Source organism: Rickettsia endosymbiont of Ixodes scapularis (assembly GCF_000160735.1).
GTDB classification, from domain to species: Bacteria; Pseudomonadota; Alphaproteobacteria; order Rickettsiales; family Rickettsiaceae; genus Rickettsia; species Rickettsia tamurae.
The window spans coordinates 196,144-208,630 of the sequence record NZ_CM000770.1 but is presented as its reverse complement, the minus strand read 5'-3'; the positions used below and the strand labels follow the sequence as shown (position 1 = coordinate 208,630).

Below are 12,487 nucleotides of genomic sequence, written 5' to 3'. Positions count from 1 at the left end.
ACTCATAAAATCTTAAAAGAATGTTAGAATTACCTATTATATCTATCAGTATTTTTCTGCCGCTAATAAGCGTGCTATATATTTTGCTGTTTATTAGTCAAAGTAAAAAGGCAGATAAACCAATATATGTAATGTATGTTGCAGTGCTTAGTTCTGTTTTAACATTCATCTCAACTATTTATATTTTAATAGAGTTTGACTCCTCAAACCCCGCTTATCAATTTGTTGAACGCTACGCTTGGCTTGATAAAATCGGGCTTGAATTTCATGTTGGCGTTGACGGTATATCAATATTTTTCGTGGCTCTAACTTCCTTTCTTACTCTTATTTGTATAATCGGAAGCTTATTTACCGTTAAAAAATATATTAAAGAATATTTAGTATGTTTTTTATTAATGGAATCTTTTTGTATAGGGGCATTTACCTCTGTAAATTTATTATTATTCTATCTCTTTTTTGAAGCAATATTAGTGCCGATGTATATCATTATAGGCATCTGGGGTGGTGAGAATAGAATATATGCAGCTCTTAAATTCTTCTTATATACTTTCTTTGGTTCAGTATTTTTTCTACTTTCATTAATTTATATTTACAGCAACATTCATAGTTTTGATTTAACCTATATTTCTGAACTTACCTATAACATCCCGTTATTTGCTCAGCAAATTTTATGGTGGGCTATCTTTATTGCTTTTGCCGTTAAAATTCCTATGATTCCGTTTCATACTTGGCTACCCGATGCACACGTACAAGCTCCAACTAGCGGCTCGGTTATTCTTGCCGGTATTTTGCTAAAACTTGGTGGTTACGGTTTTTTAAGAGTATTACTACCGCTATTTCCGAGTGTATCACAAGAATTTGCAATTTACGTAATTTACCTTAGCGTTATTATTATAATATATGCGTCCCTTGTTGCTTTTGCTCAAAAAGATATGAAAAAGATGATAGCCTATTCATCAATTGCACATATGGGATATGTTACGATAGGTATTTTTAGCTTTACTGAAGCTGGAGTTAGCGGAGCAATATTTCAGATGCTTAGCCATGGCGTGATTTCTTCATGCTTATTCTTAATAGTCGGTACTTTATATGAAAGATTGCATACTAAAGAAATAGCTAAATATGGTGGTGTAGCAAGTAAAATGCCTGTACTTGCCACATTTTTTATGATTGCTATGCTCGGCTCTGTCGGGCTACCCGGAACTAGCGGATTTATCGGTGAATTTTTAAGCCTACTTGGGATTTATAAGGTGAACGTAATAGCAACCTTTATAGCAGCTCTCGGCATAATCCTTGGGGCGGTTTATATGCTGAAATTATATAAAGAAGTAATGCTCGGTGAGATTATCAATAAAGAAATTATGCATTTCAGAGATTTATATAAATATGAAATAATCTCAATAACTCCTTTAATACTACTAATTATTTACTTTGGTCTAATGCCGAGTTCTATTTTAAACGTATTTCGTTTATCGGTGGAGAATTTGCTAGTAAAATTTTAATTGCTTACAAAAAATATAAATGCTACTCTAATTATAGAACTTAAAAGTGAGGTCTATATGAAAAAAAGAATAGATAAAGAAGCTAAAAAAGTAAATCATGAATTAGACAACGCAACTAAAAAACTAGGTCAAGAAGCTATAAGAGGTGCTCGTGACAAACTTGGAATTGGTCATAATAATCAACAAGATAATACAGAATTAACTGGGACCACACCAGAAGAGCATCATGAAAATTAAATTTATTAAAAAGCAACAGATATCATACCGTGGTCCCGTCACGGTATCTAGTAAAATTATTAGTATTTTAAATTGCTTTTATGGATACCGTGGCGGGACCACGGTATGACAAGGGCATGCTATCACTTCATCAATTACAATTTAACTTGGCACAAAGAAATTTATTTGATCTAAATATTACTTTTCTTCCTTCTTCTATCACCTATATAAAAGGAGCTAACGGTTGCGGTAAAAGCTCACTGCTACGAATGATAGCGGGAATTATGCAACCTAGTAGCGGTAATATCTACTATAGAAACTGTAATATTAACAATATCGCTAAACCCTATTGTACTTATATCGGTCATAATTTAGGTCTAAAACTTGAAATGACTGTTTTTGAGAATCTAAAATTTTGGTCGGAAATTTATAATTCCGCTGAAACCCTATACGCTGCTATTCATTACTTCAAATTACACGATTTATTAGATGAAAAATGCTATAGTCTGTCTAGCGGGATACAGAAAATCGTAGCTGTAGCAAGGCTTATTGCTTGCCAATCTGACTTATGGCTACTTGATGAAGTTGAAACTAATTTAAGCAAAGAAAATAGGGATTTACTAAATAATTTAATTGTTATGAAAGCAAATAGCGGTGGTATTGTTCTTCTATCCTCTCATCTAGAAAGATCTATAAAATCTGCACAGACATTACAACTTGATTAATTATTATTGTTTTGCATATTTTTCTTACTACATGACAATTTTTCATTTTATCATCTTTGGATATTGGAATATCAAGGACAACAGCTGTATCCAACGTACTAATTGAGTAGAAATATTATACAAGATATTAACCAATGTATCTAATCCAACACGAAATATACTATTTTGCCTATAACCATGTTTTTTAATAACTATTGGTTTATCTAAAACTATAATCTCTCCAGTTTGATAAGCTAGGCAAAATGCAATAGACAATATTTGCATCAATGTATCTAATCGTAAATCATTAGTAATATGAGTTGCTTCACAGTTGAATCCTGCTGATTTAAAAGCTTTGAACATTGTTTCAATTTGCCATCTTTGAGCATATAATCTCAGCAGGATTTTTGATCTCATCACTATGTATTAAGACTGCAAGTTCACTCTTCTTATTTCTGATCCCTACTACATTAAATATTTCACCTTTTGTACCAATTCTACGTTGTGACAAACTCACATGCGATCCTATGGCTAGAGGGCGAAATAACTCTTGTATTTTAACCATTTTTCCCCTTGCATTACTGATATATTGTCCATTTTCTCTAACTCGAAAAACGTATCTTATTTGATTTGTTCTAAGCCAAGAGAGCCATTCCTTACCTATAAATTCTCTATCAGCGGTTAATGCTTCAATGCGGTTTTTGTCAAAAACTTCTAAAAAACACTCCATCAGATCAATACGCTCAATATAATCAGAGTTACCACACTTTTTATCACTTAGAAAATTCCAAAAAGGGGGATCGCTATACCATGAAAACTGACAGCTAAATATAAAATATTTATATGTCGTTTACCAAATTTCCAATTCGTTCTATCTAAACACAATACCCATTTTTGCTCCTGCTCAAACCCAGTCATCATGACTAACATAACAGGTAATACTCTCCATGATATTGAGATTTCAGAGATAAATCTTTGCATCCTTCTATACCATGAAGCTGCTTTAATCCCAGACGGCATTCTATTGCATAACAATGACATGTTTACTGTCCTGCTGTTAAGCATTGAAATGATAAATAATCCTAAACATTTTGCTCTTGATAAACTAAAGAACCCTCAGCTATAAGCTGAGGGGTTATAAAGTGGAATCGATTAGAAATCGATCATCATTCACAGGTTCACCTTCCTGTTCATCAATATAGTGCTGTATCATTTCATCAGTTATATTACCTGAACTGACCGCCATATAGCCCCTAGCCCACAAATGATTGCCCCAAAATTGTTTTCTTAAATGAGCAAATTCTTGCAATAAAATTCTTGAGCTACTACCTTTTAAATACTGTACTAACTTGCTAAGAGATATTTGTGATTTATATGAGATAAACATATGCACGTGATCACATGATATTTTCCCTGAAATTATATATACTTCATGTTCCATACAAATCTGCCTTAGTAAATCTCTAGCCCTTTCCGCTACTTTGCCTATCAATACTCTCTTCCTATATTTTGGTATCCATATAAGATGTACTTTTAAATCATACTGACTATGACTATTCTTTCTATAACTTCTCATGTTTCTTGATATAAATTCATTGCTAAAGCAATTTCATTATATCTTCCCTTCGCCTGAAGGCGAGGGATTTCTTATCCCCGAAGGGGGACATTAAGCGAAATATGTTTTTGTAATAATTCGACTAGAGGGGCGGAATGATCTTTCATATGTAAACCAAGTTCTTTCCCCGTTATCATCATGAATTATCAGCAAAATTCAATCCTTTAGTCCTTACATCTCTAAAAATTGTCATGTAGTAAGCGTATTTTTATAAATCTTCCAATGTATAGCTTAAGCAGGTAAGGTAATTACTTTTTGTAATACGTACGCGAGTTTCGTATTAATAGAGGAACTGAATAGCTGATAGTAACTGGGTTACGAGGATATTAGTAATATTGTTTTTGTTATAAAATGTACTTAAAACTGCATAAATTTTTAGTAAATTGTCTTTTTTGATTATAACTATTAAATTGTAAAACTTGTCACACCTCTTACAAACCTTGAAAGGATAAGCATTATAGCATATTCATTAACCATAATTTAGGCATCTTAATACGAAACTCGCGTAGTAATAGGGTTATTAGTTGCTGCAGATTAAGTATATACTCAATAGTAGGGTTTAAAATTTTAGTATAATTTTGTGGATCAGAATAATAACGAAAATTTTCTTGACATATTTTCATCAATGCTTCCTCATACACAAAAGTATTATCACCTTGTTTTTTAAATATATAATCTCGTATATCATCTCCATTATCATTAACTGCAGTAATAATAGCCTCGTCTATAGTTAACGCTTTCTTTACTTTGAAAAACCCTCTAAATATTAGGTTCATGATATTGCTATTTAATAATTCAATTCCTTTGCTACACTCCATCGCTGCCATATTGTTTTTAGGACAATTCGATACAATTAAATTTTTTGTAGTAGGATCTTATAATAATTTTCTCCGTTATATCCTATTTGAAGCATATTATATTCTTGGTCTCCAATTGTTGCTCTTGCTGTAGTAATTCTTGCCACAGTGGTTAAAAATGAAGTTAATTGATGTATCATTTTGCTATTCTTTTGGATTTTTAAAATTGAAGGGCATGATAAGCAGTACTTATTTGATAGTCAAGAAATTATTAACAAAAATTAATAATTAATATATAATCATTGCAATTAGGTGAAATTATATAAATTTCAATATCGCTTGAAGTATCTAAAGAAATGTTATAAAGTCAAAAAGTTCATAGAAATTTGAGGGTATTATGCAAGTAGTAAAAGCTTTAGAACAAATTTTAGCAGATAGTTATGCTTTATATTTTAAAACACAAAATTATCATTGGAATGTAGAAGGAGCAGAGTTTAGAAGTCTACATTTATTATTTGAGGGGCAGTATGAAGATTTAACTGAAAGCTTAGATGAGCTTGCTGAAAGAATAAGAAGTTTAGGTGCTAAAGTCCCCGCATTATCAGATTTAATAAAACTTGCATCTGTAGATGAGGCAAATCCAAACGCAACAGCAAATGAAATGCTTAAAAGTCTAACAAAAGATCAGGATATTATTAGAGATACATTATATAAGGGACTCAAAGTAGCACAAGCAGAGGGCGATGAGGGTACAGCCGATATGATTATTGGACGAATTAAAGTGCATGAAAAAAACAGATGGATGCTGAAGAGTAGTATACTCTAGTGTCATTTCCTTTGTCATTACGAGCGACTGAAAGGAGCGTGGCAATCTCAGGAGATAGTGTATGATTCCTGAGATTGCCGAGTCGATGCTACGCATCTCCTCGCAATGACGTTAATGCTCATAACAAACAAACTAACAAAATAAAAATAAAATGGAACAATACGATGTAGTCGTTATAGGCGGTGGTCCAGGTGGATATGTTGCAGCAATTAGAGCAGCACAATTAAAGAAAAAAGTTGTATTAATAGAAAAAGAACATTTAGGAGGGGTGTGCCTTAATTGGGGATGTATACCGACTAAATCCCTGCTTAAATCTGCTGAGGTTTTTGAATATATAAAACATGCTAAAGATTATGGAATTGATGCTAAAGGTGCTGAAATCAACATTAAGAAAATAGTCGAACACTCAAGAGAGATTTCAAATAAGCTTGCAGGCGGTGTTAAGTTACTACTGAAAAAAAACAAAGTTACCGTGATAGAAGGAGTAGCAAGTCTTGCAGGAAATAAGGTAATAAATATAAATGATAAACCTACAGTAAAAGCAGAAAATATTATTATAGCTACCGGAGCAAGATCTAGGGTTTTAAAAGGCTTTGAGCCTGACGGTAAACAAATTTGGACGTCTAAGGAAGCTATGATACCACAGCATGTGCCGAAATCTATTATTATTGTCGGCTCAGGTGCAATAGGTATAGAATTCGCTTCATTTTATAATAGTATCGGTGTGGATGTTACCGTAATTGAGGCACATAATAGAATATTGCCGGCTGAAGATACGGAAATTGCCGGAATTGCTCATAAGAGCTTTGAGAAGAAAGGTATAAAAATTATTACAAATGCTAAGTTAATTAAGCAAACAAAAACAAAAGATACGATAGAAGTTGAGTTAGAGTTAGCAGGTAAAACACAAAAATTACAAGCTGAAATTTTACTTATGGCAGTAGGTATTACAGCTAATACGGAAAATTTAGGTCTTGAGAAAACAAAAATTAAAGTAGAAAACGGCTATATAACTACTAACGGGTTAATGCAAACTACGGAATCAGGAATTTATGCTATAGGCGATGTAGCAGGAGTGCCTTGTTTAGCTCATAAAGCAAGCCATGAAGGTATTATTGCAGCGGAAAGCATAGCGGGCTTAAAACCGTGTGCTATTAATAAACATAATATTCCCGGTTGCACTTATTCTTCGCCACAAATAGCAAGCGTCGGTTTGACTGAAGAAGCAGCAAAAACCTTAGGTTATGAGCTTAAAATAGGCAGATTTCCTTTTATAGCTAACGGTAAGGCTTTAGTAAGCGGTGATAGTGATGGCTTAATTAAAACTATATTTGATGCTAAGACGGGTGAGTTGCTCGGAGCTCATATGATAGGTTCGGAAGTTACGGAATTAATACAAGGATATGTGGTTTCAAAAAATTTAGAAGGAACGGAGTTGGATTTAATTAACACTATCTTCCCGCATCCGACTTTATCGGAAATGATGCATGAATCAGTACTCGCCGCTTATGATAGAGCAATACATATTTAAATATAATTAAAAAAATGAACAAAGGTAATTTAATCGAGAATTATGCAGTAGCGTTATTTAATAACGCTATGGTTGATAATATACAAGATAAGATCTTTGAAGAAATTACTTCTATAAACCTTATAATTACCGATAATTTTGATATTAGAGAGTTCCTATTTTCTCCTATAGTAAATAAGAACGACAAAATTAACGCAGTCAATTCGTTAGCAAAAAATATCAAAATTAGCACAATAGTACAAAATTTTTTATTGTTATTGGTAAAAAATTCTAGTACTGCTATTTTATCTAATATAGTAGATGCTTATAATACTTTACTATATGAAAGTAAAAATATAAAGATAGTTCAGGTTATTTCTGCAAATAAGTTACAACCTAAAGAGCAGGAATGGATTAAATATCGTATAGAAAAAGAATTAAATCAAAAAACAGAAATATTATTTGATATAGATAGTACTATTATTGGCGGTATTGTAATTAAATATGATAGTATGTTGCAAGATTACTCAATAAAAGGTAGTTTAGAGAAAATAACGAAAGCTTTAAAGAAAGTTAATATTGCTGCATAGATATTTATATAGTCATTGCGAGGAAATTACGAAGTAATTGACGAAGCAATCTCAGAATATTTTATGAGATTGCCACGCAGCCTACGGCTGCTCGCAATGACGACTTAGTATCCACATGGGTAATGCTCGTTCGCAATGACAAGAAAATTAGGAGACGTAAACCACATGAAACTAAAGCCTATTGAAGTAGCTGAAATATTACAAAAGGAAATAGCTAATATTAATTGCTTAAGTGAGTTTGAGGAAATAGGACAGGTAATAACCGTCGGTGACGGTATAGCCAAAATTTACGGTCTTGCTAATGTAAAATCTGGTGAAGTGGTAGAATTTAAATCCGGTGTTAAGGGGCTTGTTTTAAATTTGGAGAATGATAGCGTCGGTGCTGTAATTATGGGGGATGATAACCAAGTACAGCAAGGTGATAATGTTAAAAGAACTAAAGAAGTTTTAGAAGTACCGGTAGGAAAAGCTTTGCTTGGTCGTGTTGTTGATGCTCTAGGTAATCCTATTGACGGCAAAGGTGATATTGCAAGTAAAGAGTACAGACATATCGAGATGAAGGCTCCGGGAATAATAGAAAGAACGAGCGTAAGCGAACCCGTACAAACCGGAATAAAGGCTATAGATTCGTTAATCCCAATAGGTAGAGGGCAAAGAGAGTTAATAATCGGTGATAGGCAAACCGGAAAAACAGCTATAGCCGTCGATACTATTATCAATCAAAAACAAGCCCATTCACTTACTAATGAAAGTGATAAAATTTATTGTATTTATGTAGCTATTGGGCAGAAAAGATCAAGTGTTGCACAGATAGTAAAGAAATTAGAAGATGCCGGAGCCATGGACTATACAATCGTTGTTTCGGCTACTGCATCAGAAGCTGCGGCTCTTCAATTCATTGCCCCTTATTCTGCCTGTAGCATGGGTGAATATTTTCGTGATAACGGCATGCACGCACTTATTATTTATGATGATTTAAGTAAGCATGCCGTTGCATATAGACAAATCTCATTATTACTTAGAAGACCTCCCGGGCGAGAAGCGTATCCTAGTGACGTGTTCTACCTGCATTCAAGATTGCTTGAGCGAGCTGCTAAAATGTCAGAGGAAAAAGGCAGCGGTTCACTTACTGCTCTTCCTATAATTGAGACGCAAGCAGGTGACGTATCCGCATATATCCCAACAAATGTTATTTCAATTACCGACGGTCAAATTTTCTTAGAAAGCGAGCTATTTTATAAAGGCGTAAGACCTGCCGTTAATGTCGGCATTTCGGTAAGCCGTGTTGGTTCTGCGGCACAAATAAAGGCTATGAAGCAGGTAGCAGGTTCGGTAAAGCTAGAACTTGCTCAATTTAGAGAGCTTGAGTCTTTCTTGCAATTTGGATCAGATCTAGACCCTGCCACTAAAGCACAAATCGATCACGGTAAAAGATTAGTTGAGATATTAAAACAAGCTCAATATCATCCTTTTCCGGTAGAAGAACAAATAGTAAGTATTTATGTCGGGACTAAGAAATATTTAAATGATGTACCGCTTCAGAAAGTAAAAGAATTTGAAGATAAAATGCTTACGGAGATAAGGTTAAATAAAAAAGATATTTTGGAATCAATAAAAAACGAGCAACGTATAACCGAAGAAACCGAGCAAAAACTAAAAGCATTTTTAGAAAATTTCGTAAAAGCCTACTGTGTCATGCCGTGACTTGATCACGGCATCCAGTAAAATAAGTTAAAAATACTGGACCCCGTGGTCAAGCCACGGGGTGACAATGGAAAAACCAAAAAACTATTATGTTAAATTTAAAGCAGTTAAGAACTAGAATTAAAAGCGTTAAATCTACACAAAAGATTACTAAAGCAATGCAACTAGTATCAGCTTCTAAAATGGCAAAAATAAAAAGTCAAATAGCCAATTCAAATTTTTATATTGAGGCTATTAGTAAAATGATGTCTGCTATATTATCAATTGATATGTATGAGTTATCTATAGAAGAGCAGAAATTTTTTAATACCGTGCCGAATAAAGCAAATTTATTGATAGTTATGACATCACAGTGTGGTTTATGCGGAACGTTTAATTACAGTATAATTAAACAAGTTAAGAATGATATTAAAGAGTTAGAAAATAAAGGCGAACAAATAAAACTTATCATTATTGGAAAAAAAGGTTACGAAGCACTAAAAAGGCAATATGTAAATTATATTGATAGTTATTTTGAGTTACCCAAAATTCATGATGAAAATCTGATGCTACAAGTAAAACAAAAAATTATGTCGGCAGTAGAAAATCTAGAAGTTAGTAATTGTGTTATATATTTTAATAAATTTAAGAACGCAATGACTCAAATTATGACTAAGCAGCAGATTTTACCGGTAGAAAAATATCAAGATGATTCTGCAGTAGAAAATGATCATTATGAATATGAGGGGGAGAATCTAATTTCTAATCTAATTAATTTATATGTGAATTCCCAAATAAATTATGCTTTACTACAAAGTAGAGCAAGTGAGGAGGGAGCTAGAATGACCGCTATGGAAAATGCAACAAATAATGCTAATGATTTAATAAGCAAGTTAGTTTTAAAGTTGAATAGATCAAGACAGGCTATTATTACTACGGAGTTGATAGAGATTATAGCTGGTTCTGAGGCGGTTTAGGTATAAGGCTGTGTCATCTCCCGTGGCTTGGACCACGGGATCCATTAAAAAGTAAAGAGAAGCCTGGATCCCGCAATCAAGCCACGGGATGACAAATTATAACAAAAGAAAAAATTATGACAAAAAATATCGGTAAAATTACTCAGATTATTTCAGCGGTGGTGGATGTAAAATTTACGAATAACGGTGAGTTACCGGAAATTTTAAATGCTCTAGAGTGCTATAACGATAAACAAAGGATAGTACTGGAAGTAGCACAACATATAGGCGATAATACGGTGCGTTGTATTGCTATGGATTCTACTGAAGGATTAGTGCGGGGCGTAGAAGTAATAGATACAGACAGTCCTATTCGTATTCCTGTAGGTACTGAGGCGCTTGGGCGTATTATGAATGTTGTAGGTGAGCCAATTGACGGTAAAGGAGACATTAAAAGCTCAAATATTTCTTCTATATATAAACCTGCTCCTGATTTTACCAATCAGTCAACCGAGCGTAATATATTAGTAACCGGTATTAAAGTTGTTGATTTACTTGCTCCTTATACTAAAGGCGGTAAAATAGGACTATTCGGTGGTGCAGGAGTCGGTAAAACCGTGTTAATTATGGAGCTTATTAATAACGTAGCTAAGGCCCACGGCGGTTATACGGTATTTGCAGGAGTCGGTGAGAGAACTAGAGAAGGTAATGATCTTTACCATGAAATGATTGACTCGGGTGTTATTAACCTTGAAGAGCCTGAAAAGTCAAAAGTAGCTTTAGTTTACGGGCAAATGAACGAGCCGCCTGGAGCAAGAGCAAGAGTTGCGTTAAGCGGCCTGACCATTGCAGAAAGTTTTAGAGATATGAATGAGGGGCAAGATGTTTTATTCTTTGTAGATAATATTTTCCGTTTTACTCAAGCAGGTTCTGAAGTATCGGCGTTGCTTGGTAGAATTCCGTCAGCGGTAGGGTATCAGCCTACTCTTGCTACTGATATGGGAGAGCTACAGGAGCGTATCACCTCTACTAAGCACGGCTCAATAACTTCCGTGCAGGCTATATATGTACCGGCAGATGATTTAACCGATCCTGCTCCTGCTACTTCTTTCGCACATTTAGATGCTACAACAGTACTTAGCCGTCAGATAGCCGAGCTTGGAATTTATCCGGCAGTTGACCCGTTAGATAGTAATTCTCAGGTACTTGATCCGATGATTGTTGGTGAAGAACATTATAGCGTAGCAAGACAAGTGCAGCAAGTTTTACAAACTTATAAATCGTTGCAGGATATCATCGCTATTTTAGGTATGGATGAGCTATCCGAAGAAGATAAACTAACCGTATCGCGTGCTAGAAAAATACAGCGTTTCTTATCGCAGCCTTTCCATGTAGCCGAAGTATTTACCGGAGCTGAAGGCAAATTTGTTAACTTAGCTGATACTATCGCAGGCTTTAAAGGACTTGTAGAGGGTAAATACGATGATTTACCGGAAACTGCTTTTTATATGGTCGGAACTATGGACGAGGCTATTGAGAAAGCAAAGACGTTGAAGATGTAGACATTGTCACCCCGTGGCTTGACCACGGGATCCAGTGAAAGTAGCAATATAGCAAGTCGTTTTTCTGGACCCCGTGGTCAAGCCACGGGGTGACATTAAGGATAAACCAAAATATGAACGAAACAATTCTAGTCAAAATAATTACTCCTTTAAGTATTGCATTTGAAAAGCAAGCTAAAATGGTAACAATGCCGGGTGAGGAGGGTATGTTTGGAGTGCTGCCGGGTCACGCTCCGATGATTGTTAATTTAAAAGCCGGTTTAGTGCAGGTTTATATAGATGACATGCATAAATCTGAAAACACTTATCTTATTTCCGGCGGTGTAACCGAAGTAACGGCAAATTATATTAATATAGCTACGGAAACGGCTATTAACGTTACGAATTTAAGTGAAGCAGAAATAGCAACTAAGCTTCTAGAACTTCAAAAACCTTTATCAGATCAACATTAATGTCCCCCTTCGGGGATAAGAAATCCCTCGCCTTCAGGCGAAGGGAAGATATAATGAAATTGCTTTAGCAATGA

General features: G+C 34.4%; 14 protein-coding genes and 1 pseudogene. 10 read left to right on the top strand and 5 right to left on the bottom strand.

The window, feature by feature from the left end:
- Positions 1 to 20 precede the first annotated feature (20 nt).
- The 3 genes from REIS_RS01075 to ccmA all read left to right on the top strand — a co-directional run bounded on the left by REIS_RS01075 (position 21) and on the right by ccmA (position 2,443).
- On the top strand, positions 21 to 1,502 hold the full coding sequence (locus tag REIS_RS01075; protein ID WP_008579400.1) for an NADH-quinone oxidoreductase subunit M: 1,482 nt from the start codon (positions 21 to 23) through the stop codon (positions 1,500 to 1,502).
- A 57-nt stretch (positions 1,503 to 1,559) separates the two neighbouring features.
- The gene (locus REIS_RS01070; protein WP_173400493.1) at positions 1,560 to 1,739 is read left to right on the top strand and encodes a hypothetical protein; all 180 of its coding nucleotides are present in this window, start codon (positions 1,560 to 1,562) and stop codon (positions 1,737 to 1,739) included.
- Positions 1,740 to 1,855: 116 nt separating this feature from the next.
- Positions 1,856 to 2,443 (top strand): heme ABC exporter ATP-binding protein CcmA, encoded by a 588-nt coding sequence (gene ccmA / locus REIS_RS01065; RefSeq protein WP_037214211.1) that lies wholly within the window; start codon positions 1,856 to 1,858, stop codon positions 2,441 to 2,443.
- 42 nt (positions 2,444 to 2,485) lie between these two features.
- Here ccmA and REIS_RS15305 read toward each other — a convergent pair whose 3' ends face one another.
- From REIS_RS15305 to REIS_RS15295, 5 genes and pseudogenes are all read right to left on the bottom strand, one after another.
- A complete protein-coding gene (locus REIS_RS15305) occupies positions 2,486 to 2,785 on the bottom strand; it encodes a hypothetical protein (protein WP_008579488.1) in 300 nt (99 codons plus the stop codon).
- A gap of 4 nt (positions 2,786 to 2,789) precedes the next feature.
- The gene (locus REIS_RS15300) at positions 2,790 to 3,152 is read right to left on the bottom strand and encodes a transposase (RefSeq protein ID WP_008579396.1); all 363 of its coding nucleotides are present in this window, start codon (positions 3,150 to 3,152) and stop codon (positions 2,790 to 2,792) included.
- Between the two features lie 47 nt (positions 3,153 to 3,199).
- A pseudogene (locus tag REIS_RS10715) lies at positions 3,200 to 3,529 on the bottom strand (transposase); the annotation flags it as partial.
- Between the two features lie 28 nt (positions 3,530 to 3,557).
- Positions 3,558 to 3,998, bottom strand: coding sequence for an IS200/IS605 family transposase (gene tnpA, locus REIS_RS01050; protein WP_008579210.1), 441 nt, complete (start codon positions 3,996 to 3,998; stop codon positions 3,558 to 3,560).
- Positions 3,999 to 4,492: 494 nt separating this feature from the next.
- The gene (locus tag REIS_RS15295) at positions 4,493 to 4,855 is read right to left on the bottom strand and encodes a hypothetical protein (protein ID WP_008579393.1); all 363 of its coding nucleotides are present in this window, start codon (positions 4,853 to 4,855) and stop codon (positions 4,493 to 4,495) included.
- A gap of 376 nt (positions 4,856 to 5,231) precedes the next feature.
- Here REIS_RS15295 and REIS_RS01040 point away from each other — a divergent pair, with 376 nt between their 5' ends.
- The 7 genes from REIS_RS01040 to REIS_RS01010 all read left to right on the top strand — a co-directional run bounded on the left by REIS_RS01040 (position 5,232) and on the right by REIS_RS01010 (position 12,413).
- On the top strand, positions 5,232 to 5,660 hold the full coding sequence (locus REIS_RS01040; RefSeq protein WP_008579390.1) for a Dps family protein: 429 nt from the start codon (positions 5,232 to 5,234) through the stop codon (positions 5,658 to 5,660).
- A 151-nt stretch (positions 5,661 to 5,811) separates the two neighbouring features.
- Complete coding sequence (lpdA, locus tag REIS_RS01035; protein WP_008579389.1) at positions 5,812 to 7,191, top strand: dihydrolipoyl dehydrogenase; 1,380 nt, start codon at positions 5,812 to 5,814, stop codon at positions 7,189 to 7,191.
- A 14-nt stretch (positions 7,192 to 7,205) separates the two neighbouring features.
- Positions 7,206 to 7,760 carry an ATP synthase F1 subunit delta gene (gene atpH / locus REIS_RS01030; RefSeq protein ID WP_008579388.1) on the top strand — a complete coding sequence of 185 codons (555 nt, stop codon included), beginning with the start codon at positions 7,206 to 7,208 and terminating at the stop codon, positions 7,758 to 7,760.
- A 165-nt stretch (positions 7,761 to 7,925) separates the two neighbouring features.
- Positions 7,926 to 9,464, top strand: a complete 1,539-nt coding sequence (gene atpA, locus REIS_RS01025) for a F0F1 ATP synthase subunit alpha (RefSeq protein WP_008579387.1) — start codon at positions 7,926 to 7,928, stop codon at positions 9,462 to 9,464.
- An 89-nt stretch (positions 9,465 to 9,553) separates the two neighbouring features.
- Positions 9,554 to 10,420 carry an ATP synthase F1 subunit gamma gene (gene atpG / locus REIS_RS01020; RefSeq protein WP_008579386.1) on the top strand — a complete coding sequence of 289 codons (867 nt, stop codon included), beginning with the start codon at positions 9,554 to 9,556 and terminating at the stop codon, positions 10,418 to 10,420.
- A 116-nt stretch (positions 10,421 to 10,536) separates the two neighbouring features.
- Positions 10,537 to 11,961: a F0F1 ATP synthase subunit beta gene (gene atpD, locus REIS_RS01015; protein WP_008579385.1), complete on the top strand. Its 1,425-nt coding sequence runs from the start codon at positions 10,537 to 10,539 to the stop codon at positions 11,959 to 11,961.
- A 113-nt stretch (positions 11,962 to 12,074) separates the two neighbouring features.
- A complete protein-coding gene (locus REIS_RS01010; RefSeq protein ID WP_008579384.1) occupies positions 12,075 to 12,413 on the top strand; it encodes a F0F1 ATP synthase subunit epsilon in 339 nt (112 codons plus the stop codon).
- Positions 12,414 to 12,487 lie beyond the last annotated feature (74 nt).

Bases quoted from the DNA above. Each gene is read 5' to 3' on its own strand.
- REIS_RS01070 (WP_173400493.1), top strand. From the start codon at position 1,560: ATGAAAAAAAGAATAGATAAAGAAGCTAAAAAAGTAAATCATGAATTA.
- lpdA (WP_008579389.1), top strand. From the start codon at position 5,812: ATGGAACAATACGATGTAGTCGTTATAGGCGGTGGTCCAGGTGGATAT.
- REIS_RS15300 (WP_008579396.1), bottom strand. From the start codon at position 3,152: ATGGAGTGTTTTTTAGAAGTTTTTGACAAAAACCGCATTGAAGCATTA.
- REIS_RS15305 (WP_008579488.1), bottom strand. From the start codon at position 2,785: ATGTTCAAAGCTTTTAAATCAGCAGGATTCAACTGTGAAGCAACTCAT.
- tnpA (WP_008579210.1), bottom strand. From the start codon at position 3,998: ATGAGAAGTTATAGAAAGAATAGTCATAGTCAGTATGATTTAAAAGTA.
- REIS_RS01010 (WP_008579384.1), top strand. From the start codon at position 12,075: ATGAACGAAACAATTCTAGTCAAAATAATTACTCCTTTAAGTATTGCA.
- atpG (WP_008579386.1), top strand. From the start codon at position 9,554: ATGTTAAATTTAAAGCAGTTAAGAACTAGAATTAAAAGCGTTAAATCT.
- REIS_RS15295 (WP_008579393.1), bottom strand. From the start codon at position 4,855: ATGGAGTGTAGCAAAGGAATTGAATTATTAAATAGCAATATCATGAAC.
- atpA (WP_008579387.1), top strand. From the start codon at position 7,926: ATGAAACTAAAGCCTATTGAAGTAGCTGAAATATTACAAAAGGAAATA.
- atpH (WP_008579388.1), top strand. From the start codon at position 7,206: ATGAACAAAGGTAATTTAATCGAGAATTATGCAGTAGCGTTATTTAAT.
- ccmA (WP_037214211.1), top strand. From the start codon at position 1,856: ATGCTATCACTTCATCAATTACAATTTAACTTGGCACAAAGAAATTTA.
- atpD (WP_008579385.1), top strand. From the start codon at position 10,537: ATGACAAAAAATATCGGTAAAATTACTCAGATTATTTCAGCGGTGGTG.
- REIS_RS01075 (WP_008579400.1), top strand. From the start codon at position 21: ATGTTAGAATTACCTATTATATCTATCAGTATTTTTCTGCCGCTAATA.
- REIS_RS01040 (WP_008579390.1), top strand. From the start codon at position 5,232: ATGCAAGTAGTAAAAGCTTTAGAACAAATTTTAGCAGATAGTTATGCT.